This is a genomic window from Moritella sp. F3 (assembly GCF_015082335.1).
Taxonomy (GTDB): domain Bacteria; phylum Pseudomonadota; class Gammaproteobacteria; order Enterobacterales; family Moritellaceae; genus Moritella.
In genome coordinates, this window is sequence record NZ_BLRL01000001.1 from 633,566 (window position 1) to 657,471 (window position 23,906).

At 39.7% G+C, this 23,906-nt stretch carries 22 protein-coding genes and 2 pseudogenes; 8 read left to right on the top strand and 16 right to left on the bottom strand.

From position 1 onward, the window contains the following. Positions 1–175: 175 nt before the first annotated feature. The 4 genes from JFU56_RS02750 to JFU56_RS02765 all read right to left on the bottom strand — a co-directional run bounded on the left by JFU56_RS02750 (position 176) and on the right by JFU56_RS02765 (position 4,360). Positions 176–475, bottom strand: coding sequence for a hypothetical protein (locus JFU56_RS02750; RefSeq protein ID WP_198435742.1), 300 nt, complete (start codon positions 473–475; stop codon positions 176–178). Positions 476–655: 180 nt separating this feature from the next. Beyond that, a complete protein-coding gene (locus tag JFU56_RS02755) occupies positions 656–1,189 on the bottom strand; it encodes an MltR family transcriptional regulator (RefSeq protein ID WP_198435743.1) in 534 nt (177 codons plus the stop codon). Between the two features lie 51 nt (positions 1,190–1,240). Then, positions 1,241–2,392, bottom strand: coding sequence for a mannitol-1-phosphate 5-dehydrogenase (locus tag JFU56_RS02760; protein WP_198435744.1), 1,152 nt, complete (start codon positions 2,390–2,392; stop codon positions 1,241–1,243). Between the two features lie 108 nt (positions 2,393–2,500). Continuing rightward, positions 2,501–4,360 carry a PTS mannitol transporter subunit IICBA gene (locus JFU56_RS02765; RefSeq protein ID WP_305798232.1) on the bottom strand — a complete coding sequence of 620 codons (1,860 nt, stop codon included), beginning with the start codon at positions 4,358–4,360 and terminating at the stop codon, positions 2,501–2,503. A 580-nt stretch (positions 4,361–4,940) separates the two neighbouring features. Here JFU56_RS02765 and JFU56_RS02770 point away from each other — a divergent pair. After that, a complete protein-coding gene (locus tag JFU56_RS02770; RefSeq protein ID WP_198435745.1) occupies positions 4,941–5,747 on the top strand; it encodes a RecX family transcriptional regulator in 807 nt (268 codons plus the stop codon). 102 nt (positions 5,748–5,849) lie between these two features. After that, positions 5,850–6,014 carry an SEC-C metal-binding domain-containing protein gene (locus tag JFU56_RS02775; RefSeq protein WP_198435746.1) on the top strand — a complete coding sequence of 55 codons (165 nt, stop codon included), beginning with the start codon at positions 5,850–5,852 and terminating at the stop codon, positions 6,012–6,014. Positions 6,015–6,229: 215 nt separating this feature from the next. Here the strand turns inward: JFU56_RS02775 and JFU56_RS02780 are convergent, their stop codons facing one another. Then, positions 6,230–7,162: an exopolyphosphatase gene (locus JFU56_RS02780; RefSeq protein WP_198435747.1), complete on the bottom strand. Its 933-nt coding sequence runs from the start codon at positions 7,160–7,162 to the stop codon at positions 6,230–6,232. A gap of 277 nt (positions 7,163–7,439) precedes the next feature. After that, positions 7,440–7,766: a hypothetical protein gene (locus JFU56_RS02785; protein ID WP_198435748.1), complete on the bottom strand. Its 327-nt coding sequence runs from the start codon at positions 7,764–7,766 to the stop codon at positions 7,440–7,442. Between the two features lie 412 nt (positions 7,767–8,178). On the opposite strand from JFU56_RS02785, the gene JFU56_RS02790 reads away from it, so the two are divergent. Then, on the top strand, positions 8,179–10,302 hold the full coding sequence (locus tag JFU56_RS02790; protein ID WP_198435749.1) for a methyl-accepting chemotaxis protein: 2,124 nt from the start codon (positions 8,179–8,181) through the stop codon (positions 10,300–10,302). 92 nt (positions 10,303–10,394) lie between these two features. Here JFU56_RS02790 and yghU read toward each other — a convergent pair whose 3' ends face one another. The 4 genes from yghU to JFU56_RS02810 form a co-directional block, all read right to left on the bottom strand. Continuing rightward, positions 10,395–11,252: a glutathione-dependent disulfide-bond oxidoreductase gene (gene yghU, locus JFU56_RS02795; protein WP_198435750.1), complete on the bottom strand. Its 858-nt coding sequence runs from the start codon at positions 11,250–11,252 to the stop codon at positions 10,395–10,397. Positions 11,253–11,504: 252 nt separating this feature from the next. Next, positions 11,505–12,230, bottom strand: a complete 726-nt coding sequence (locus JFU56_RS02800; RefSeq protein WP_198435852.1) for an amino acid ABC transporter ATP-binding protein — start codon at positions 12,228–12,230, stop codon at positions 11,505–11,507. Between the two features lie 22 nt (positions 12,231–12,252). Further along, positions 12,253–13,200: an amino acid ABC transporter permease gene (locus JFU56_RS02805; protein WP_198435751.1), complete on the bottom strand. Its 948-nt coding sequence runs from the start codon at positions 13,198–13,200 to the stop codon at positions 12,253–12,255. A gap of 57 nt (positions 13,201–13,257) precedes the next feature. Beyond that, positions 13,258–14,058: a transporter substrate-binding domain-containing protein gene (locus tag JFU56_RS02810; protein WP_198435752.1), complete on the bottom strand. Its 801-nt coding sequence runs from the start codon at positions 14,056–14,058 to the stop codon at positions 13,258–13,260. 762 nt (positions 14,059–14,820) lie between these two features. Here JFU56_RS02810 and JFU56_RS02815 point away from each other — a divergent pair. After that, complete coding sequence (locus JFU56_RS02815; protein ID WP_198435753.1) at positions 14,821–15,927, top strand: acyltransferase family protein; 1,107 nt, start codon at positions 14,821–14,823, stop codon at positions 15,925–15,927. 157 nt (positions 15,928–16,084) lie between these two features. On the opposite strand, the pseudogene JFU56_RS22985 reads toward JFU56_RS02815, so the two are convergent. Further along, positions 16,085–16,417, bottom strand: a pseudogene (locus tag JFU56_RS22985) (GNAT family N-acetyltransferase); the annotation flags it as partial. An 18-nt stretch (positions 16,418–16,435) separates the two neighbouring features. Beyond that, entirely contained in the window at positions 16,436–16,621 is a 186-nt protein-coding gene (locus tag JFU56_RS22990) for a hypothetical protein (RefSeq protein WP_242065816.1), read from the bottom strand. A 221-nt stretch (positions 16,622–16,842) separates the two neighbouring features. Between JFU56_RS22990 and JFU56_RS02825 the strand changes: the two genes are divergently transcribed. Continuing rightward, on the top strand, positions 16,843–17,601 hold the full coding sequence (locus tag JFU56_RS02825) for an IclR family transcriptional regulator (RefSeq protein ID WP_198435754.1): 759 nt from the start codon (positions 16,843–16,845) through the stop codon (positions 17,599–17,601). Positions 17,602–17,637: 36 nt separating this feature from the next. Here JFU56_RS02825 and JFU56_RS02830 read toward each other — a convergent pair whose 3' ends face one another. From JFU56_RS02830 to JFU56_RS02840, 3 genes and pseudogenes are all read right to left on the bottom strand, one after another. Further along, positions 17,638–18,321 carry an MOSC domain-containing protein gene (locus tag JFU56_RS02830; protein ID WP_198435755.1) on the bottom strand — a complete coding sequence of 228 codons (684 nt, stop codon included), beginning with the start codon at positions 18,319–18,321 and terminating at the stop codon, positions 17,638–17,640. 54 nt (positions 18,322–18,375) lie between these two features. Continuing rightward, a complete protein-coding gene (locus JFU56_RS02835; RefSeq protein ID WP_198435756.1) occupies positions 18,376–18,618 on the bottom strand; it encodes a hypothetical protein in 243 nt (80 codons plus the stop codon). A gap of 124 nt (positions 18,619–18,742) precedes the next feature. Beyond that, positions 18,743–19,639: pseudogene (locus JFU56_RS02840) on the bottom strand (LysR substrate-binding domain-containing protein). 174 nt (positions 19,640–19,813) lie between these two features. On the opposite strand from JFU56_RS02840, the gene JFU56_RS02845 reads away from it, so the two are divergent. The 3 genes from JFU56_RS02845 (at position 19,814) to JFU56_RS02855 (ending at position 22,114) form a co-directional block, all read left to right on the top strand. Then, positions 19,814–20,260, top strand: a complete 447-nt coding sequence (locus JFU56_RS02845) for a DoxX family protein (RefSeq protein WP_198435757.1) — start codon at positions 19,814–19,816, stop codon at positions 20,258–20,260. Between the two features lie 117 nt (positions 20,261–20,377). After that, positions 20,378–21,349, top strand: a complete 972-nt coding sequence (locus tag JFU56_RS02850) for a glutathione S-transferase family protein (RefSeq protein WP_198435758.1) — start codon at positions 20,378–20,380, stop codon at positions 21,347–21,349. 24 nt (positions 21,350–21,373) lie between these two features. Further along, the gene (locus JFU56_RS02855; protein WP_198435759.1) at positions 21,374–22,114 is read left to right on the top strand and encodes a pirin-like bicupin family protein; all 741 of its coding nucleotides are present in this window, start codon (positions 21,374–21,376) and stop codon (positions 22,112–22,114) included. A gap of 83 nt (positions 22,115–22,197) precedes the next feature. Here the strand turns inward: JFU56_RS02855 and treC are convergent, their stop codons facing one another. After that, entirely contained in the window at positions 22,198–23,880 is a 1,683-nt protein-coding gene (treC, locus tag JFU56_RS02860) for an alpha,alpha-phosphotrehalase (RefSeq protein ID WP_198435760.1), read from the bottom strand. Positions 23,881–23,906: the final 26 nt, after the last annotated feature.

Consider the following 23,906-nt stretch of genomic DNA (forward strand, 5'->3'; position numbering starts at 1 on the left):
CGTTTGTAGACGAATATTATAAGGGGGGGCATTTATGAATAACAATTATCAAATGTACTAACAATCATAATTTTTTGTAATGATGTAACAGATTACAACCCGCAAAATCGTATAGTTCAAAGAAACTGCATGCGGGTATATGAAGATAGCGATAATGCGTGTATTACAGGTGATTCTAGTTAGAGTTAGCTTCTAACCAACCTTGTGCTTCAATCGCGTTAAAACGATTTGTATCATAAACAGCATAACACTGACCTTTACTGTCGGTATTAAGCCCCTTGATATCAATATCACCCTTAAAACCAACTTGCTTTAACTTATGACACAACTGAGTTGGTGCATTATCAAAAACAACAGCAAGGTAAGGTAATGCTGAATTTGCAATGATGCCCTGGTGATTAAATACTTGGAGGGCATCAGCGAGGGAATCTGAATCTGTAAACTCAATTATTTCTATTAATTGCTCTAATAACATAACCTGAACCAGTTCCTTCTACGTTGCTTTATATCGTCAAACAGCTTAATAAACACGTGTAGTAATCATTAGTGATAATAAATAGCTATTATAGCTGCGCTAGATAACATATTTGTAGAGTGAGTATATTGAAGTTAATAATGAGTCACAAGATAAACCGTCGTGGTTTATCTTGGATAATTAGCTTAAAGGCGTTTTTCGGTGTAATTCTTTTACTACATCGGTAATAGCTAAAATTAGAATTGAACGGATACGTTCTTTTTGGCGATTCATTTGCATTGCGTATAAATCAGGCATGCTCGGATCCAATAAGCTCGCATCAAATTCTATTGGCATGATACGTGTGACTGCAGATATCTCATTAAGACAGGCAATAAATTCGGCAGACGTGAACAGCAGCTCGTCTTCAAACTCTTGCGTCACCCCTTTCAGTAAGGTGAACTTCTCAATATCTTGATAAAGCGACTGTGATAATAAGCCAAGTCCAAAGAGCAGCTTTAAGCGTACATCAAGGTTCCACAGCGGACCATCATTATCGAGTAGCGGTGAGACAGCATACTTAACAGCATAATCATCTTTTCTGAATACATTCTGAAGTAATATATCAACGGCATCTTCTAACACATCATAACAAACCATCGAAAATTCATGGGCATTATTGGTTTCAGATAGGACTTCTAATACATCAGCTTCAAAGTTTTTAACGTTAGGCATAATTATCTAATTTAATAAAAGCGCCCTGTATGGGCACTTAACTCAATAGTGTTATTTTTTTAAAGCATCATAAGCTTGTTCAACTAATTTGACAACTTCTGAGTCCACATTCACCTCGGAATAATGTGCTAGTGTTACAGCGAGTCCTTTTTCAGCAAACATTGCCTGCAATTCTACCGCTTGTGGGTCATCTTCGTTCTGATACAAAAACGCAGCAGCAACCCCTTTAATCAAATGTGCATTTGGAATTTGATACTCAAACGTACCATTTAACGGTTTAATTAAACGGTCTTGAGGACTCAATTTACGAATTGGCTGGCGGCCGACACGATCAACTTCATCACGTAGATAAGGATTTGCAAAACGACTTAAGATCTTTTCGATATAAGCTGCATGTGCATTACGATCAAAACCATAGCGACGGATCAACACTTCCCCACTCTCTTGCATTGCCGCTTTAACTTGCTCACGAACATTATCATCTTCAATCGAGTCTTTGATCGTCTCATGACCAGCTAAAATACCTAAGTAAGCGGTAATCAAGTGACCGGTATTAAGGGTAAATAATTTACGTTCAACAAATGCCATTAAGTTATCAGTACATTCCATACCTGGGATATGCGGAGTATCACCTTTAAATTGAGTCTGATCGACAATCCATTCACTGAATGTTTCAACTGTCACAGCAAGTGGATCTGTTTCACCAGCTTCTGCTGGCGGTACAATACGGTCTACCGCAGAATCAACAAAACCAATTAACGCCTCCATATCGCCATGAAGTGCTTCAGGAAGGTGACTCAACACCGCTGCTTTTAACTGCGTAGTACCACGTACCATATTCTCACAAGCGATAATATTCTGCGCAGCTGTATTACCAGACTGGATACGTTGTTCGATACCTTGTGCTAACGATTTAGCTATAATGTTTAAAACAGTGGGGCCGACCGCTGTCGTTATTAAATCTGCATTAGCAATGTAATCAATTAACTCAGAGCTTGTCGAATCAATCGCGTTTACGTTTGTCACTTGCTCGGTCACACATTGCGCACCAACCACTTTTACTGGGTATGCTTGGCGTTCTTGTAAGGCTGAAATAACGGTTTTATTTACGTCTGCAAAAGTAACGGCAATGCCAGCATCTGCTAACAATTTACCAATAAATCCTCTGCCTATATTACCTGCACCAAAATGTAATGCTTTCATTATTTATTCTCACTATAAATTTAAATTTTTTATTAATCTGCACTATGTCTATCGCAACCTTGTACTGCAGTAACAGGTGGTTAGTTGTTTATAACCACCTTCATTTTATTAAGCGTTTAAAATGCGCAGTACGTCAGCTGGGTTAGTAGTTGCCTTCAAACATTCGATAGCGTCATCATCATCCAGTGCATTAGTGATAGCCGTAATCACCTGAATATGTTCATCACCTTGCGCGGCAATACCAATAACCAGCTTAGCGATATCGTCTTCATCTTCGCCCCACTGGATACCTTGTGGAAACTGACAGAATACGATGCCGGTTTGCTTAACAAATTTCTTTGTTTCAATCGTACCGTGCGGCACAGCAATTGATTCACCAAGGTAAGTAGAGACCAACTGCTCACGTGCTTGCATGCCCGCTAAGTAACCTTTTTCTACATACCCAAGGTTAAGAAGCTGCTCCCCTGCAAACTTAATCGCCTCTTCTTTTGATACTGGCGTCATATTCAAAAAAACATTATCAGCAGTCAGTTTCAGCGTTTTAACCTCAGCAGTCTCAATTTTATTTTTTGCATCAACTAGAGTATTAACCAAGTTATCGTACAGGCCTTTATCAAGGAAGTTAGTCAGTGATAAATGCTCTGCATTACCAGCGTGTGAACGAGCCCGGTCAGTTAAGTCTTTGTGTGTAATAACAATATCGGCATCTTGTGGTAAGTTATTAATCGCTAAATTAGTCACTGAGATAGCTAAACCCGCAGCTTCTACTTTCTTACGTAATAAGCTTGCACCCATCGCGCTTGACCCCATACCAGCATCGCAAGCCACAATGATTTTGCTCACATCAGCGTAGTTAACTGCGGTATCTGACTGGCCTTTTGACGAAGACTTCATACCTTTCATTTGGCTTGTTGCTTTCTCTAAAGACTCATCTTCATCAGTTTGAGTTTGTGTTTTCATTAGTAGACCTGCTACAAAGAAAGACACTGCGGTAGATGCAATAACTGATAAGACAACGCCAATTAGCGAGGCCTTAGGTGTCATCAGTAATACCGCAAAGATTGAACCCGGAGATGCAGGTGAAATCAAACCAGCATTGAATACAGTTAGCGTGAATACACCAGTCATACCACCAGCAATAACCGCAAGGATAAGACGTGGATTCATTAATACATATGGGAAGTAGATCTCATGGATACCGCCAAAGAAGTGAATGATTGATGCTCCCGCTGCAGATTGTTTTGCATTGCCTTTACCAAATACCATGTAAGCAAGTAATAAACCTAAACCTGGACCTGGGTTAGCTTCAATCAAGAAGAAAATAGATTGACCTAACTCTTCAGATTGCTGAATGCCTAGCGGTGAGAAGATACCGTGGTTAATCGCATTATTTAAGAACAAGATTTTAGCTGGTTCAACGAAAATAGAAGCAAGTGGCAATGCACCATTTTCAACCATGAAACCAACACCAGCAGCAAGACCACCAGAAAGAACTTTAACTGCAGGACCAATCACAAGATAGGCAAGAATGGCGCAAAGCATACCGATAATACCAGCAGAGAAGTTGTTAACTAACATCTCAAAACCACTTTTCACTTTACCGTGAACAGCTTCATCGAATTTTTTAATTGCGATACCACCTAATGGGCCAACAATCATCGCCCCCATGAACATAGGTATATCTGTACCAACAATCACACCCATTGTGGTAATTGCACCTACAACACCACCACGTTCGCCACCAACCATTTTACCACCGGTATAACCGATCAATAGTGGCAGTAAATAAGTGATCATTGGACCAACCATAGAAGCTAGTGTTTCATTTGGAAACCAGCCAGTTGGAATAAATAAAGCCGTAATAAAACCCCAAGCGATAAATGCACCAATATTTGGCATTACCATGTTAGAGAGAAAGCGACCAAAGTTTTGTACTTTAATCTTTGCTGCAGGAGATACCATTTCCATTTACCCCGTAATTATAATCTGTGGCCAATCTAGCCAAAGTGTTGGCCAAGTCAGCCGTGTCTGTTTGTGAGGTAGAATTTAACACGCATTATCAAGCGAACAATGTGACATGAGAATTTGAGATATAGGTCACACTTAAAAATAACGCGAAAACAAAAACCAGTGACACGCATCACAAATAAAGACTGTAGTAAGATTACATCTAAAAAAAGGTCAAAAAGCACACAAAATAATGACGATCAACATCACATATTGGGGATTGTAAAATAAAACTAAATAGAGATGTTGATCACACTTTTTATAAACCAAGTAATTAATTCATTATACTTTACAATTTAGTTACAAATTAACCGCACTTTAAACACATAAAACACCCACCCCAAAAGTGTTAAAACCTTATTTTGTAATTTTATTACGGAATAATAAGAGGTATATTGAACACGGTTCTACTATCAATTATAGATAACATCTACTAATGAAGTTCATTTCTACTTATACATAACAATTTTATATCCTCCTCCCCTATCAATGTTAAAATCAGTGTCTAACAACTACGGCTTAATCAAATAGAAGGTCTTCTATGCTGCAAAAAGAACTCAGACAAGCAAAAGCAATTGAGAATGTATATAACTCGGCATATTGGCATTTAGCGCAAAAAGATTACACGCTTGCAGAAATACGCACCAAGCTTGAGCGTAAAACAGAAAACCAGGAATGGATAGAAATCGTATTAGCCGATCTCGTCGGTAAAAACTACATTAAAAGCGATTTTGACTTTGCAATACGTTTTGCTGAGTCTGCGTTTCATAATGAGCAGGGTAAATCAGCGATTACACGTAAATTACGTGCTCGCGGCGTAGGTCAAAAAGAAATAGCAGAAGCCATCGAACAGGTTATGTATGATGAAAACATCGATCAGTTCGAGCTTGCAGCCTCGCGATTAAGCAGCACATTCCAAACCTTTCACAACACCACCAAAGAAAAAGTCTATTCACAATTCACGACCAAAGGTTTTTCACGTGCTGAAATTGATCATGCCGTTGCCCTACACCCTGAAAAAGAAACATTAAGAAGTAAGCTCGAAGTAAAAGCAGAAAAGGCAGACCTGAGCAAAGAAACCATGAAGCTGTACCGTAAAGGCAAAGGTAAGCGAGTCATACTTAATGAATTGCGTAAGAAACTCATTGATGTTGAAGAATTTGATAGCCTGATTGATCAACTTGAAGAAGCGGGTGATATCGATTTTTATCAAAGCTGTATCGATGTATTGGCCAAAAAACGCCTTGATATTAATAGCGGTGCAGGAAAATCTAAAGCCTACGCTTATCTATCTGGTAAGGGTTTTGATTCAGACCAAATCAAAGAAGCTCTGAATCCTGCTGATTAATATAACAGCAACGGCAATAATAACGTTAACGACACCGAGACGCTTTGTTATACAATTTCAGCACTGAAAATGAAGTACTAAAATAACATTAAGGAATACACAATGACAAACCAACACGCACACGGCGAAGAAGGTCACGTACACGGTCCAGGTTGTAGCCATCACCATGCCCAAGCTCCTATCGTAAGAGAAGGCGCTAAAGTAGGTCGTAACGATCCTTGCACGTGTAACAGCGGTAAGAAATTTAAGAAGTGTTGTGGTAAATAATCACACACTTTATTAAATGCACTTTTCACTAAACTAGTAGACGTACTAAATTAGTTTAAAGTAGTACGGGTGATTGCCCATACTAAAAAGCCCCCACAGCTATTTTACTTTCTATAATATAGAGAGATAGAAGAACGCTGTGGGGGATTTTTGCTAACTGGGCTACAGTAGATATGTTGTTAGCCCATCAATTCGAGACTCTGACCTAATAACGACTAGCCGTCTGCAGTGATCTTAGCAATCAGTTCTTGTTGTACAGTTTCTGCTTTAGTCGTTTCAATCTGGCAAGTACCTGCAGCGATATGACCACCGCCGCCATAGCTAAGCATTAGCTCACCGACGTTAGTTTTCGAATTACGATCAAAAATAGACTTACCCGTAGCAAACACGATGTTTTGCTTTTGGAACCCCCACATCTTATGAATAGAGATGTTGCACTGTGGGAATAACGCATAAATCATGAAGCGATTACCGGCGAAAATAGTCTCTTCGTCCGTTAAATCAAGTAACACTAAATTATCGTGTACCGTTGCACAACGTTCAACTTGTTGCTTAAACATAGTTTCGTGTTCACGGTATAAATCAATACGTTCTTTTACATCTGGTAATGTCAGAATATCGTCAATGTCGTGGTCTTTACAATAATCAATCAAATCCATCATTAACGCATAGTTAGAAATACGGAATTCGCGGAAACGCCCTAACCCAGTTCGCGCATCCATTAGGAAGTTCATCAAGTTCCAGCCTTGCGAGTTCAATACTTCATCACGGTTGAACTGAGCAGAGTCACCTTTATCAACGGCTTCCATCATTTCAATCCACTGCGCAGGGAATGTGTCTAAACCACCATAATAATCCCACACGACACGTGCCGCAGAAGGCGCATCAGGATCGATAATGTGATTGTCACGTTCGCCAGTATTACGGATTGTTTCTGAAAGATGGTGATCAAAAGTCAGATAAGCACTTTTAACATAAGGTAGGTTTGTGACGATATCATTCGGGGTAATATCAATTTTCCCGTCTTGCATATCTTTAGGATGAACAAATTTAATGTCACTGATAAGATTTTGCTGTTTTAAAAGTACCGCACACACTAAACCATCAAAATCACTGCGCGTTACTAATCTATATTTTTGTTCTGACATCTTCATTCCTTTGTCACATAAGTTTAAACCTAAGATGACTAAAGATAACCGTATAGAAGAGTCAGAATCAAGCGGAGATTACCCAAGATCGCGATTGTAGTTGCCCAAGCTTGATCTCACACGCAAAACAAGCTCAAGCTGGGTGAATAATCAGCATTATTTTCACCCTATAGTTAAATTAATGTCACCTAGAATTCACCAAATACCCTAGCTATATTAAAGGCATAGTAAAGGTATTAGTGAATCAATATTAAAACGAATAACATCATATATTAATTTATTTCAACTTCACGACATCACCCGATACAGTGGTCTGATAACCGTTCAATATCCAAGCCCAGAACCAATCTTCTTGCACTTCTACATTGATAAGAGCATCACCACCTCTCGATTCAATCGCCGCTTTTTGGGCGCGTACAAAACGGTCATTTTGTTGGATTGGAATAAACTGAAATAACATGATGCCAGTTGCAGTCGCGTGACCAGGACCAATGACGGTATATTCCGCTTCATCCAGATTTTGCGTTTTCATTGATGTACCCGAACAACCCACTAAAATTAGCGCAGACAATAAAATAGTGCTTAATGCTTTTACCATTTTCATTAATAAACTCCCTCATTGTAATTAAAGGCTGTAGATGAGTTGTTAAAACCTATCGTAACCTCAGTCTTCCTAAGTCTAGCCACCGCTCATTAGAAAGCCCACTGTCACCAATAATAAACATCATGAAAGCATTATTTACGCACACATTGTGATTAATCTGTCGTTTTAGCCACTAGACAATGACAAGTTCGCTTTTCTTTTCATTTATTTGAGCTAAAAAAAATGATTAAATAACCCACACTTTAGTGTGACAGGTAGCTACTACTTAGTTCGGCGAAAGTTTAATTTATTTGTAACACTTTATTAATCTTCTGTAACTTGGTATAAACATAGTTAATATACTTAGTTAGGTGGTAATTTAAAATTTAAGCCTAACTACTGTGGTTATATTAGAATTTTAAAGGGAATTAATATGGGTTCGTTATCAGTGCAATGGAAGATTACATTGCTTTCTGGCTGTTGTATTTTAGTCGTAGCAATATCGCTAATCGGCTTTACACTTTCATCATCAACAACCAATCAAAAAATTATTCAGGTTCAAACCAGTAATTCTGTCGGAGAAAAGTCCGAGCAGCTACTCATCAGTGGAGCTAGTACGCAGGCCTCAATTGTCCAAAAATATTTAGATGAAGCAGCATATCGCGCAGAAATGCTCGCCGAAAGTATTGCCTTCGTGCAGTACAATGCCGAAGACAACTTTACCAGTAGTGATGAATTACGAGATTCAGTCTCGGAGTTATTAAAACGCTCAGTACAAAATTTCGATAATATGCATGCCGCGTTTACCACTTTCATGCCTGATATGCTCGATGGTGAAGATGCTAATTATACCGATGCCGATTATGTCAGCTCTAATGATCAAGGCCGCTTTTCGGCTTATTGGTATAAGAACAACGAAAATGACCCTAAATTAATAATCAAAACTGAACAGCAGATCAATGACACGGCAAAATCAGCCAATGGCCAAGCAAACAACTTTTGGTATACCTGCAGCATTACCAATAAACGTATGTGTGTCATTGAACCTTACTTATACAATGAAAATGGCGCATCTCATTTAGTCAGTACCATCACAGTGCCAGTACGTAAGCAAGGTGAGATCATAGGCGTAACCGGTATCGACTTGAAAATAGGTGTACTGCAAGACTTTGCTCAGCGTGCTGACCAAGCCTTGTTTTCTGGCGCAGGTAAAGTGCAAATTGTGAGTAATTACGGCCAACTTGTCGCCTCTGATGCTAAAAATGCCGCGATAGGCCAAAAAATTTCAAACCCACAATTAACACAGTGGTTAGCCAAAGGGATTACGCAATCGCAATGGAGTCGCGATCAGCAATCTTTAACGATATTCATGCCTATCAAGCTCAACACGATCAATTGGGGGATTGTCATTACGATGCCAAGAGAAGTCGTTCTGGCAGATGCATTGGCGCTGAATAAGCTCATTGAAGAACAAGCCAAGGAAACACTGAGCACGCAAATTATCACTGGCGTGATAGTTACCCTACTCGGCTTACTGATTATTTGGTTTGCAGCAGTGAAATTAGTGGCTCCAATTAAAGCCGTCGCTAATCGATTACAAGATATCGCCTCTGGCGAAGGTGATTTAACTCAACGACTTGAAGTGAAATCGAGCGATGAAATTGGTGAGTTAGCCACTTGGTTCAACCGCTTTTTAGATAAGATCCAGGGCACCATTAAAGACGTGGTGACCACCGCTAATACCATGAGTGAAACCTCAAAACAAGCTGAAGCAATCGCGCAGCAATCTCGCCAAGGCAGTGAATCGCAATTTAGAGAAGTGGATATGGTTGCTACTGCCTCTGAAGAAATGACACAGACATCTGCATTGGTATTAGAGAATGCCGACAGAGCCGCAGAAATGGCTCGCCAAGCAGAACAATCAGCACAAGGTGGTCAAGCTGTCGTGCAACAATCTGCAGATACTATGCAAGAGTTAGTCGAAAGAATGGCGATGGCAGTACCCATTGCTAACGAACTTGAAATCAATGGCGGTAATATTAACACCATACTGTCAGTAATTGAGGGCATTTCAGAACAAACTAACCTACTCGCGCTGAATGCTGCGATTGAAGCCGCAAGAGCCGGTGAGCAAGGCCGTGGTTTCGCAGTGGTCGCTGATGAAGTGAGACAACTGGCAAGCCGTACCCACGATTCTGTGGACCAAATACGCGTGGTGATCCAAGATCTACAAGCAGGCACTCGTAGCGTAACTAACGCGATATCAGAAGGTAATCACCTTGCCCTTGAAACCGCAACGCAGGTTCAAAAAGCGGTCGATAGCCTGGCTGACATTTCATCCTTCGTCGCAGATATTCAGGTGATGAATAGTGAAATAGTGAACGCAGCAAGCGAGCAAAAGACAGTATCAACGGAAGTGAACGGTAACGTCGCCAATATTCGTGATTTAAGCCAATCTATCTTAGATCAATCAACCGCGGCCGAAAAAGTCGGTCAGAATATTGCCCAGCTATCATCGCAACAGCAGGCACTGGTTGGTCAGTTTAAAGTGGATTAATAGCAGCCAACAGAAAGTATTTTCAAGATCAAAAATAATGCCCATCATCAACCATGACGCTTGGCTGATGATGGGCATTTTATTATGCGAAACTAAGGCTTAAGCTTTAACACCGCATCAATATCAGCAGCGCTATGACGCTCAGGAACTTGTTCCCAATCTTCACCAAATGAACGGTTAACAATACGACCACGTTGCACAGCATCTCTTTCTGAAATCATCGTAGCCCAACGCATAATATGGGGATAACTTTCGACTTGTAAGAACTCGCCAGCATCATACAGTTTACCTAATACTAAATTGCCATACCAAGGCCAAATAGCCATATCGGCAATGCTGTACTCTTCGCCTGCGACATAGGTATGTTGCGCCAATTGCTTGTCTAACACGTCTAACTGGCGCTTCGCTTCCATTGCAAAGCGATTAATCGGGTATTCAAGTTTTTCATCTGCATAAGCGTAAAAATGTCCAAAGCCACCGCCTAAAAATGGTGCAGAACCTTGCGCCCAGAACAACCAGTTAAATGTTTGTGTGCGAGCTGCGCCAGATGCTGGTAAAAACTGACCAAACTTCTCGGCTAAATGTACAAGGATTGAAGCTGATTCAAATACGTTAACGTCGTCATCGCCCGACTTAACGACTAACGCAGGTATTTTTGAGTTGGGATTAACGTCCACAAAGCCTGATGAGAATTGTTCTGCTTCACCGATATTAATTAAATAAGCGTCGTATTCGGCTTCTTTAATACCTAATGCTAATAGTTCTTCGAGCAAGATCGTGACCTTCTGCCCATTCGGCGTGCCCAGAGAGTAAAGTTGTAGTGCATGTTCGCCTACAGGTAATTCTTGTTCGTGAGTTGCGCCAGATACCGGACGGTTAATGTTAGCCCACTTATTACCGCCATTAGTGTCATGAACCCAAACTTTAGGTGGTGTATATTCATTTTCCATAATGCTCTCTCAATGCCATTTATTTAGGTGAAATAAACCGTTTTAAGTGCGTATTAAACGGCTTTTATACCATAAAATACTATAGTGAACAGCGAGATTACTCAAGAGGGATGGTTCAATTTTGTCTGCTAAGAGGGTGTTCGTGAGTGCTTTTCATAAATGCTTTTAGTAAATGAAAAAGAGCACCTCACAGATAGTCAATTTACTGCTACCAGTGAGGTGAATAGAGCTGGGCTTGATAAGCGACTTAAATTACAAAATACTCGATAGAAATTTCTGTAATCTTGGGTGAGAAGGATTTTCAAAAAAGTTGGCCGGCACATCGTCCACAAGCAGCTGACCATCTTCCATAAACAACACTCGGTCGGCAACTTCGTTAGCAAAGCCCATTTCGTGCGTAACCACCACCATAGTCATGCCTTCTTCAGCCAATGACTTCATCACCTCAAGCACCTCTCCCACCATTTCAGGATCCAGCGCTGATGTTGGCTCATCAAATAACATCAGATCAGGCTTCATGGCTAACGCTCTGGCTATCGCCACTCGTTGCTGTTGCCCTCCGGATAACTGACTTGGGTACACGTCGACTTTTTCGGCTAAGCCAACTCGAGTAAGCAAGCTTATGGCGTCTTTTTCAACTTCTTCTTTACCCAGGTTTGATACCTTTAATGGCGCCAGCTTCACATTTTCTTTAACCGATAAATGGGGAAAAAGATTAAACGATTGAAACACCATACCGACGTTTTCACGTAAGGTATTAATATTGGTAGAGGAGTCGTACATATTAATACCATCAATAGTGATATCGCCTTTAGTCACTGTTTCTAACTGGTTTAGCGTACGTAAAAATGTAGACTTACCCGACCCAGATGGGCCAATAATAACCACTACTTCACCACGTTTAACAGTCACGGATACTTTTTTAAGGGCATGGCACTTGTTGGCGTATATTTTATCGACATCAGTGGCAATCACCATGTCTTCACCGTTATAATTTGCTCTAGTCACTGGTTGATAACCTCTTTTCTATACGCTGAACGCCGAAAGATAATGTTGCAGTAAGTACAAGATAAAGCGCTGCTACTGTAAACCAAACTTCAAAGGTAGCGAAACTGCCCGCAACCACTTCTCTGCCAGCTTTGGTTAAATCTGTAATTGAGATAACCGATACCAGAGATGAATCTTTGATTAAGTTAATAAACTGACCAGCCATTGGCGGTAAAGTACGTTTAAATGCCTGTGGTAAAACGACATAAATCATCGCTTTTGGATAGCTCATGCCCAACGAACGTGCAGCTTCCATCTGGCCAGGTGAAATAGACTGAATACCTGAACGTATGATCTCAGCAATGTAAGCCCCGGTGAACACAGATAAGGCAGCAATACCCGCGGTAAATCTATCTAAGTCGAAAATAGTCCCTAAGAAGAAGTAGACAATAAATATCTGTACAAGTAACGGTGTGCCACGGATGACCTCGACATATAAGAAGGCAAAGTTACGACTCAAAGGATTGACAGATATACGCATTAATGCCGCGACTAAACCAATGATTATGGCAAAGAATAGCGAGATAAGTGACAATTTAATCGTCATCAACAAGCCTTGTAGGAGCACCCCCATACTTTGCTGATCGATACTAGATACTGTATCACCTTCAAACACTAAATCGCCATCACTGACAAATACATCATCAGCTTTTACGACAACCTGATTAGGCTCACCATTGTCGAACTCAACAGTAATAAGACCGCTATCATTGATGATGACAGTACCATCATACTCAGCATAGGTTTCTATTGGTGAGGTATCTATGATGTAGGGAACCACGCGATTCCATTGCCAGGTATAATCAATTTTTTGTGATGCTGAATAGATTGAAAATCCTACTGCTATTAAAGCCACAACAGACAGTAAGTGCCACATCCAATTATTTTTTTTATCGTGCATATTAATCCCAAATAAAGAGCTAAAAAGCCAGTAACAGAAGGCTACTGGCCCATTCGCTTATTTAACTTGCTTTAACCAAGCATCACTCTTGAACCATTTGTCATAGATTCGATCATAGGTACCGTCACCTTTGATTTGACGCAAGAAATTATTCAGGAAGTTAAGCATGTCATGATCACCTTGTTTCACAGCCCAACCCAGCGGCTCGTAAGTGAAAGGTTCAAGAATCGACTCAACTTTATCGCTGTTCTGTGCTGCATAAATAGATACAAATGGCATATCGTAAACCATTGCATCAGCTTTGCCGTTGATGACTTCTAAAGCCGCGTCAGTTTCTGTTTCAAACGCATTGTATTTAGCTTTTTTAAGCATTCTTTTGATAACAACTTCACCTGTTGTACCAAGTTTACCGGCCACGATGTATTGCGGATCATTGAGGTCTTTATAGCTGGTAATTTCACCCTTTAATTTTGGGTTGATGATGATAGATTGGCCGACAACAATATACGGGTCAGCAAAATTCACCTTTAGATTACGCTTAGCAGTAACCGTCATACCAGCCATGATCACATCACATTTACCTGTGATAAGAGCAGGAATAATGCCATCCCATGCAGTATTGACTGGCACATATTTAACACCCATCTGCTTTGCCATCATTTTACCTAAGTCGACATCAAAGCCTATGTAACTGTTATTCTTTGATTTCATCTCAAACGGCATATAGCCAGCATCAAAACATGCACGTAGCTCACCAGATTCAGCAATGCCATCTAATACAGCACCGGCATTAGCGCTTGCAGAACAAAAGATCATTGTACTCAAAGCGATAATCTTGCTGATTTTATTCTTTTTCATATTAATTCCTTGTTATATTTTCGAACAAATTAATCCATCAGTCGGTGTTTATTCATAATTACCATTGCTTTTGCACATATCCAATCGAGAATAGCGCTTACATATTCATTTATATAAATACTTAAAATCAGTACTCTGCTCTAGGCTTACCCAGCAAAGCAGCTAATTAGACCTAAATATAATGGTAATTAAAAATATAGAACAACTATGCACTAGGCTGAATCAAATAACATTGAACTAAAACACATAACAATAAATTAACACTGGTAACAACAACAAAAATCATGCAAACGATAAAATAAAGGGTCTAATACTAATTAAAACTCAGAAAATAAGAGGTATATTTATGGATTATTAAAAACAGTCCCTTAAAACCAACGTTAATAGCCTCGATCTTGAGTTCGTCTGCATTAGCAGACCCAGCACCTAACAAAAAATTTCCCGCTAATGCTTTAACTGCATCGTATGTTCAAGCTTTATACTTTCATATAGATAGTGCGAAATTAAGTCCAGATGTACGCTAGCAGCGGCTCGATGATAATAAAAATTATTGCTACAAGTGGTTTATTTAACGCTTACATACCAGACTTATTATTAATTTAGTAATGTCTCACTTATAAATTTTAATTAAAGTGATACGAGACAGCAGACGAAATATAAGTAAAAAACAAATTATTCAATGTTACATTATGATTTTGTTCTTATTTGAACATTTAACTATAGCGTCTTAACTGTTTAAATAGAAAAGGTAAAGGTATTATAATGAAACGAATAAATTGGTTAGACTCAAGTAGAGGAGCGGCAATCTTATGTTTGATATTTATTCATTACGTTGGTGCTTTAGAATCACGTGATTTTATTTCTTATGATTTAATGAATGTCATTAAATCAATATTTAGAGTAGCGACGCCTTATTTTATCATTATATTTGGCTTTACATTTTCAATTGTCTATTCAAGTAAACTCGTAACATGGAAGGCCGTTGGAGAGTTATATTCAAAACTTATTTATCGGTTAGCTCTGATTATTATTGCTCGTGAAGTGATCGTATTAGGCAGTGCAATTCGCTACCCTGAACTGAAAGAAGATTTGTTGAGTATCCTACTGTATCAAGATTTTTCAAAGACTGGTGAGATCCTAACCTTCTACTTCTTTGCGATTTTACTTGCACCTATCGCCTTGTTTTTTATGAGACAAAAAAATAAAGCCAACATTGCTTTTATATTGTTTTTATATTCATGTAGTTATTTAATCGGTAGTACCTACAATACTCAATTTACGGGTATGTGGTTTAGGTTTTTATTTTATGATGTATATGCATTTGCTCCTTTTTTTAGTCTCCTCATGTTAGGTATGTATTTCGGCATGCTATATAAATCTAAATCTAGCGATTCAGAGCGTCTCATTACATTTTCTTTAATTGCGTTGGCGTTCTTTATTTCAGGTATATTTATTTTACAGTTTTTAACTAATACACCTATATTAACGCTGGCTAATTCAACCCTGAAATCACCACCACACATTTCCTATTTATTGATCTATAGTTCTCTGTCTATATTTATAAGCGGTATTATTGCCGTTGTATCGACAAATAGATTAATACCAAAAATGTTTTTTTCATTCTTAGATATTATAGGTAGAAATTCTTTACTTTCTTATGTCCTTCATTATTTCTTGTTTATGGCAACACCAATATCAATACTGCTCTTTGGAAATAAAAATTCAACAGGAGAGTTGGTTACATTTGTATGCTTAATGTTTATGTTATTCGGCTGTATATATACTCGAGATTATATGAAAATCAATAAAAAACAAATTTTTCATATTAATACTAAAGTATCCAAATTAGAGAATAATACACTCCCATAGTACAAGCTTAGATCTCATCTAAGGTGTTGGAACCTGCTGGATTCAAACAATAAGTGCCGTTCACGAAGAAAATCAGTGGCTACAGTTGGTTCCAGCATTTTAAGATCTGTTGATTTTCAATATGCTAAAAACTGAGTAGTCATGCGCTTCAAACTTATCAAATACCTTGCCAATTAGGTGCAAGTACAGCCATCATCACTTTATCGACAAACTTACCGTTGCGGAAACCCGACTGCTTTTTAACTCCTTCATGCACATAACCGGCATTTGCATAAGCTTTGATTGCAGCGGGATTATTGGCATAAGCTGTTAACTCAATACGGTGCAAGCCTAAGGTATTAAAGCCATAATCGGTGATCACTTTCGTTACTTCTGTTCCTATGCCTTTACCCCAATATGTTTTATCACCAATAAGAATAAAGTATTCGCCAGAGCGGTTTAACGCACTGATAGACGCGATACCTGCATAGCCTATCAATTTACCAGTCTCTACACAGCAAACACCAAATCACACACATTTCGAATTACCGTTGATGCTGGATAACCAAGTAGTAATATCTGTTTTCGATTGCGGGTATGCATAGGCAGACAAGCTGAATTGTGTAACGTCACGATCACATGACCACGTATAGAACTCCGCGCTATCACTCATATCAAGTGACCTTAATTCAACTTTACTTGTCGTTAAAAACATCCTTTATCCCCTTAATATTGAACGCTAATTTTAATATTAAGCGTAAACTAACATAACCAGCGGCAATATAAAGAGCCGGTTACGACGATAAAACGTTCTGACTATGAATTTATCACTCGCGCCTGTATCATGTTTACGCTCGTCAAAAGTAAAAATCATTAAACACAACGATGTTGGCATCGACCGTTAGCAAGCGCATAAAAAACCAGTCATAGGACATTATGGAAAAGAAAAACCAAGGTATACAATCCGTAGAACAAGCTTTTGAAATCATCGATTTTTTTTCTAACAAAAATCATCCGGTCTCATTAGGAGAAGCTGCGATTGAAATGGATATCTCTAAAAGTAAGCTCCATAAATATCTTGCCAGTTTTCTGCGTATCGGCATTGTCACTCAAGATATAAATGGCCACTATTGCCATGGCTCTAAGCTCATCGAATTGGGGGCAAAGATCCTGGGTCACACAGACATTCTCCATTTCTGTGAACCAGAGTTGCAACAGTTAAGATTAGAAACACAAGAAGCAACAGCCCTTGCGGTTTGGACCACCCAAGGCCCTATGATTGTTCGCTTTCTCGAAAGTCCATACCCAGTGGCAATAAGCTTTAGAGTTGGTTTTCACGCACCACTCACACAAAGCTCTGTAGGTATGTGTTTTGCTGCATTTTCACCAGAAGAAGCCTATCAACACCTTCTAACAGCTGAAACGCAAGGTGAAACAGCACAATTGGGGGCATTTAAACAAGCGTTAACATCCGCTAAAGATCAGGGCTACGCTATTCGAAACACAATAAACCCAAGTATACCGGGCGCAAAAGCAATATCAGCGCCTATCTTTGACGCAACGGGTAATATCATCGCTTGTATTCTCATCATCGGTTTTAAACAGCAAGAAGCAATTCAAGAAAAAGCGATTCAAGCCATATGCGCTAGCAGCAAACGACTATCTCAGCAGTTAGGTCACCATATCAACACTTAGGACGTAAATAGAATTAAAACCAACACGCCCCTTAAACTAAGGCCCCATTAATCGGGGGCTCCAGTCCTCTAACACGCCGTTTTCTAATCGTCGTTCAACAAGCCTGCGCCATGAATCAACCAATGGTAGCGCGAGTAACTCTAAGAGGACGGCTTTGTCTAAACACCCGCTAAAAATAAGACTCATGATGCGTGCAACAGACCAATCAGGATAAGGTCGCTGACAAAGTAAAATCTCATCCCCCGCACCTATCGTTCCTTCCTCCAGAACCCGAAAGTACCAACCGGTACGCAATGTTTGTTGTAGTTTAACTGCCATGTCATGCTGTTCAAATCTTTCATTTAACTTCCAACAAGGCATACGCCCCTGTGACACTTGTAATAATGTCGTTCCTATACGGATCTTATCTTCAATACAAATCGTGTATTCATTGACACCAAGGCTGCTAATATTTTCACCAAAAGCCCCCGCATGTTGGAATAGCGTGTTATCACTTAACGTTTTTTGCCATTCGCTGTAATGCTCTCGGGGATAAATATGAAGGGCTTTTTCAATACCACCATGCACTAACAAATCGCCTTGCTCGTCATTGATAAATCCTAATTTATCGACAAGTTGACGTTCATCCAATACTTTTTTGTCTATGCCACTTTTTGAGTCTCTCGCAAAAGGGACTGCTTTACCAGCTAACACAGCACCAACCGAACCTATCTTTTCCATATTGCAGTCACCTATTTGTTTACCACATAAAAAGTTGAGCATATAAAATGATTTCTATAGCTCGTTGCGAAGTTGATAAATCGGTTGTACCGCAAGTACTTCGATACCAGTTGGCGTACTCTTAAGGTAGCGTACTTCATCGTCAGAGAATAAAACCTCTTTCGAAAAGCCTTCTGCGGTTGGAAATCGTGCTAATGCTAACGTTAGAATTTCATCTCTGGTTTTATGATCATTATTTTCAATTGAAACTTCACAAAATGGTTTTTTGTCTTTGGTTATTTTAATTTTATATCTCATGGCTATCACTCATTAAGGAAACTAGATGTAACAATATTAAACCAGACTATAACACCAACAATAGGATACACCAATAGGATACACCAATAGGAAACCCAATTCACCATAAAGAAACCACGTGTATTCAACTCGCTAAATGCTGCTGCATAACCTCTCTCAATCGTTTCAATCCTTTACCTTTATTCACTGTTTTTCAAGCAAGATAAATACCTGATATTTTTTCTGCTTCATTTAACTCGACTTCGACCAATGCCCCCGACGCTAATTGTGATTGAATTCGAGACTTCGGCAGATAACCTACACCAATACCAGCAACAATAGCCTGGATCTTGTGTTCAACAGCATTGACATAAAAGTGTCGGCTTTGCTCTATGATGTTACTTGACCAAGGTATCGCATTTTTGGCTGAATCATGGACAATCACAGTGCGGTAGTTATCAATTTCTGATTTATTTATCGGCGATTGAAAGCTGGCGAGCTCATGCCCTTTCGGTACAACAAAAACCTGCTTTAAATTATCTAAGGCAGTAACACTGATCCCTTGTTGATTGGGTACTGGTTCTGGTGCTGCGATAAGTAAATCAGCGCGGTCTTCAATTAAGGCTTCCCACGAACCATTCATGACTTCTTCATTTAGGTCTATTTCAATGTTCGGGTGTTCATGTAAGAACTGCGCGAGTGGCGCAAGCAATAGCTGCATATCAAAAATAGAATCGAAAGTAATATTAATTTTCGGTTCCCAACCATGAGAGATGGTTTGCGTTTGCTCGGTCAGCTTGCTCACGGCACCGAGTACCTTGCGCCCCTCATCCAGTAAATGCCGACCAGCAGGCGTTAACACCGAGCGTCTGCCCTGCCGAACAAACAAAGTCACCGCCAACTGTTCTTCTAATTTCTGCACTATGTAAGAGAGCGCTGAAGGTACTTTGTTTAACTGCTCAGCCGCTGCCGCAAAACTGCCGCGGCGGTCAATTGTATCTAACACTTGTAATGCTTCGATGGTAATTGGAGATTTATACATTTACGCCTCTCTTATGATTGATATCGCGATTACATTAACACGCCATCAATTGTTCAAATATTTTGAATATACTAAACAAATTTCAGTGGTTATTCCAATTCCTTTAAGCGAATACAATAGCTACATATTCAAACGCAACCCCAAAACACACTAACGAATCAAAGAGAGCACGACATGAACATTGCAACAATCAAACAAGTACTAACATCAGACAACAACGCCTCGGCATTACCATTACGCTTGATAGCAGGCATCATATTCACAGCTCACGGCTCGCAAAAGCTATTTGCTTGGTTTGGTGGTTATGGCCTAGAAGGCACCGGTCAATGGATGGAATCCATCGGCTTAGCACCAGGTTATTTAATGGCGATGATGGCCGGTAGCGCCGAGTTCTTTGGTGGTCTATTGCTTATCCTAGGTTTATTGACTCGACCTACTGCATTGGTTTTAGCCGTTACGATGCTGGTTGCTATCTTTAGTACCCATTTTGCTAATGGTCTATTTATGAGTAATAACGGTTATGAATTTGCATTGTCACTGTTTGCCATCACACTTGCACTCATATTCCAAGGTGGCGGCAAACTTTCATTAGACCGTATTTTAGTAAGCAAACTTAACTAATCAATGAAATTCACATTTTTAATAACTGTTCGCGTCATAGTTCTTAATAGCTGTTCGCATAAAAGGTCCTACAGCTGTTAACACAAAAATGGCATCACTGCAGATAGGAGTATTCTCATGGGATTAATCGTCAACGGTAAATGGCATGACCAATGGTACGAAACCAAAAGTAGTAAAGGTCAATTTGAACGTCAAGAAAGTCGTTTCAGAAATACGATATCTAATGCTGAAGGTAGTCGCTATCCAGCCGAAGCAGGTCGCTATCATTTGTATGTGTCGTTAGCCTGCCCTTGGGCACACCGCACATTGATTTTCAGACAACTAAAACAACTCGAAGACATTATCACTGTCAGCGTAGTAAAACCGGAAATGCGCAGCAATGGTTGGGAGTTTGACGCAAATACAAGTGATTATAACGATACACTGTATCAAAGTGATTATGTGTACCAGCTTTACCTTAAAGCGGCGCCTGATTATGAAGGTCGCGTTACCGTGCCGGTATTGTGGGACAAACAGACTCAAACTATCGTCAACAATGAATCGAGCGAGATCATTCGTATTTTCAATACAGCGTTTAATGATTTAACGGGTAATCACGATGACTATTACCCGACAGATTTACGACCTGAAATTGATACAATTAACGAGCGTATTTATCACACTATCAACAACGGTGTATATCGCGCAGGGTTTGCTACAACACAAACTGCATACGATGAAGCATTTGACGCACTTTTTAGTAGCTTAGATTGGCTGGAAACACACCTTGGTACTCACCGCTATTTAACGGGATCACAACTGACGGAAGCGGATTGGCGTTTGTTCACGACATTAATACGCTTTGACGCTGTGTATCATGGTCATTTTAAATGTAATCGCAATAAATTAACTGAGTTTCACCATATCAGTAACTATGTTCGTGAGCTATTTCAGGTTAATGGCATCGCCAGCACAGTTGATTTGGAATATACCAAGATCCATTATTATGCGAGCCATGACACGATTAATCCGACTTTAATTGTACCCCGTGGCCCAGTACACCATTTTACAGCTACGCACGATAGAAATAGCTTCGCAAGCAAGGCTTAAAAGATAAGAGTAGAGGAACACACCATGATAAAGCATTACCCTTTCCAACAGCTTGGCAAAGCAAACCATGGTTGGTTAAAAGCCAATCATCACTTTAGTTTTGCCAACTACTACAATCCGAAAAGAATGGGCTTTGGCTCGTTGCTTGTGGTGAATGATGACTGGGTTGCTGCTGGGACTGGGTTTCCAGCCCACCCACATCGTAATATGGAGATCATTACCTTTGTACGCTCCGGCGCTGTTACGCATAAAGACAATGCCGATAATACAGGCGTTACCCTCGCAGGTGAAGTCCAGGTCATGAGTGCCGGTAAAGGGATAACCCATTCAGAATACAATTTATCCAAAGAGCCATTAACGCTATATCAAATTTGGATCGAACCGAATAAGCACAACGTCAAACCCAGATGGGATAGTAAGGTTTTTTCAGATAACACAGACACGGTTAATCATGCTGGCATGACTAATAAAGAGAAGACTAGCCTGCCCCTACTCGTTTCCGGTTACCCAAACGAGCAAGATGATGCCCTATTTATCAATCAAACGGCACGCATCTATGGCGGTAAAGTCAAAGCAGGCACGCAGTTTACTCACGCGATTGCAAACCAAGCCTATGTATTAGCATCTTATGGAGAATTTGAAATTATCGATAATCAACAAGTTGTCGTAATGGGCAAAGGCGATGGTGCCGAAGTGACGAAACAACAGGTCGTTAGCATTAAAGCAATATCAGATACCGAGATCATTATTATTGATGCCCCCTAGCGGAAACTTTAAGTTGTCAAAGATGAAAAAAGCCTTTAATACTAAATTATTAAAGGCTTTTTAACTATTTACATCTCATTGTTTTATTCGTGTTCTAGCAAGAAAACGCGACATTCATAAGGCTTTAATTTAACTAAATGCGTCACTTCACCAATTAATAACTCAGGGAAATTACCGAGTATGTACTTTCCTTTTTCAACATCTAAATCTGCTGGCAGTTCATATTCAGCAGCTTCGCCATAATAGTTATTAATACAGATCAGTGTTTGCTGCTCACTACGACGTCGGTAGCAAAATAGCTGCGAATGCTCAGGGGCTAAATCGGTATAATCGCCAGTAGTGATAACCTCAATTTCTTTACGGAGCATGATCAGGCGCTGATAATAATAAAAGACTGAATCTTTGTCTTTCAGCGCTTGCTCTACATTAACGTCTGTGTAGTTTCCTGCGACCTGCAACCACGGCGTACCACTTGTAAATCCAGCATTTTTATCGCAGTTCCATTGAACTGGAGTACGAGAATTATCACGTGATTTCTGGGCTAGAATGGCCAGTACATCCTCTTCACTTTTACCCTGTTGATTAAGCATAATATCGTGCATGTTAATACTTTCAAGATCTCGATATTGCTCAATTGACGTATAACCTGGGTTAGTCATGCCAATTTCTTCACCTTGATAAATATAGGGCGTCCCCTGCATCATATGTAACGACGTGGCTAACATCTTAGCGGACTCAACACGATACTCCTTATCGTCACCTAGTCGAGTAACGATACGCGGCTGATCATGGTTGCACCAAAATAGTGCGGACCAACCGTTACCAAACATACCTTGCTGCCAATGACTAAAAATTGATTTCAGCTGTAAAAAATCAAACGGTATTTCAGACCATTTTTCACCATTTTGATAATCAATTTTTAAATGATGAAAGTTAAACACCATCGATAACTCTTTTCCATCAAGTGATGAATACTGCTGACACTGCTCTAGTGAAGTGGAAGACATTTCACCAACAGTTACCGAACCGTATTTATTAAACACGGCATCACTGATCTCTTGTAAATACTCATGTACACGCGGTCCATCAGTATAGAATCGACGTCCATCGCCTTGATGGTCATGTTGATAGTCCAGCGGCTTTGATATCAGGTTAATCACGTCAAGTCGAAAACCATCCACGCCTTTCTCAGCCCAAAAGCTGATAATATTTTTGACTTCTTCACGAACTTTAGGGTTTTCCCAATTCAAGTCTGCTTGTTCTTTAGCAAAAAGATGCAGATAGTATTGATTGGTTTTTTCATCCAACGCCCACGCATTCCCACCAAACTTTGACTGCCAGTTTGTCGGCGCTTTATCGTCGATTGGATCTTTCCAAATATAGTAATCTCGGTATTCACTGTCTTTGTTACCCAAAGCAGATTGGAACCAATTATGCTCTGTCGAGGTATGATTAACGACTATATCAAGGATAATGCGGATCCCTTTTTGGTGCGCCATTGCCAACAGTAAATCAAAGTCTGCCATACAACCAAAATCAGGATTAATATTGTAATAATCAGAAATATCATAGCCATTATCAATCATGGGCGATTGATACATTGGGGTAAGCCAAATCGCATCAATACCCAACGTTTTAAGATAATCAAGTTTAGAGATAATACCTTTGATATCCCCTATGCCTTTATCTCCACTATCACAAAAACTTTTCGGATAAATCTGATAAATAGTAGCCGTACGCCACCACTCTTTGTGTATTTGATTCATATACATTGACTCTTAGATGTCTCCGG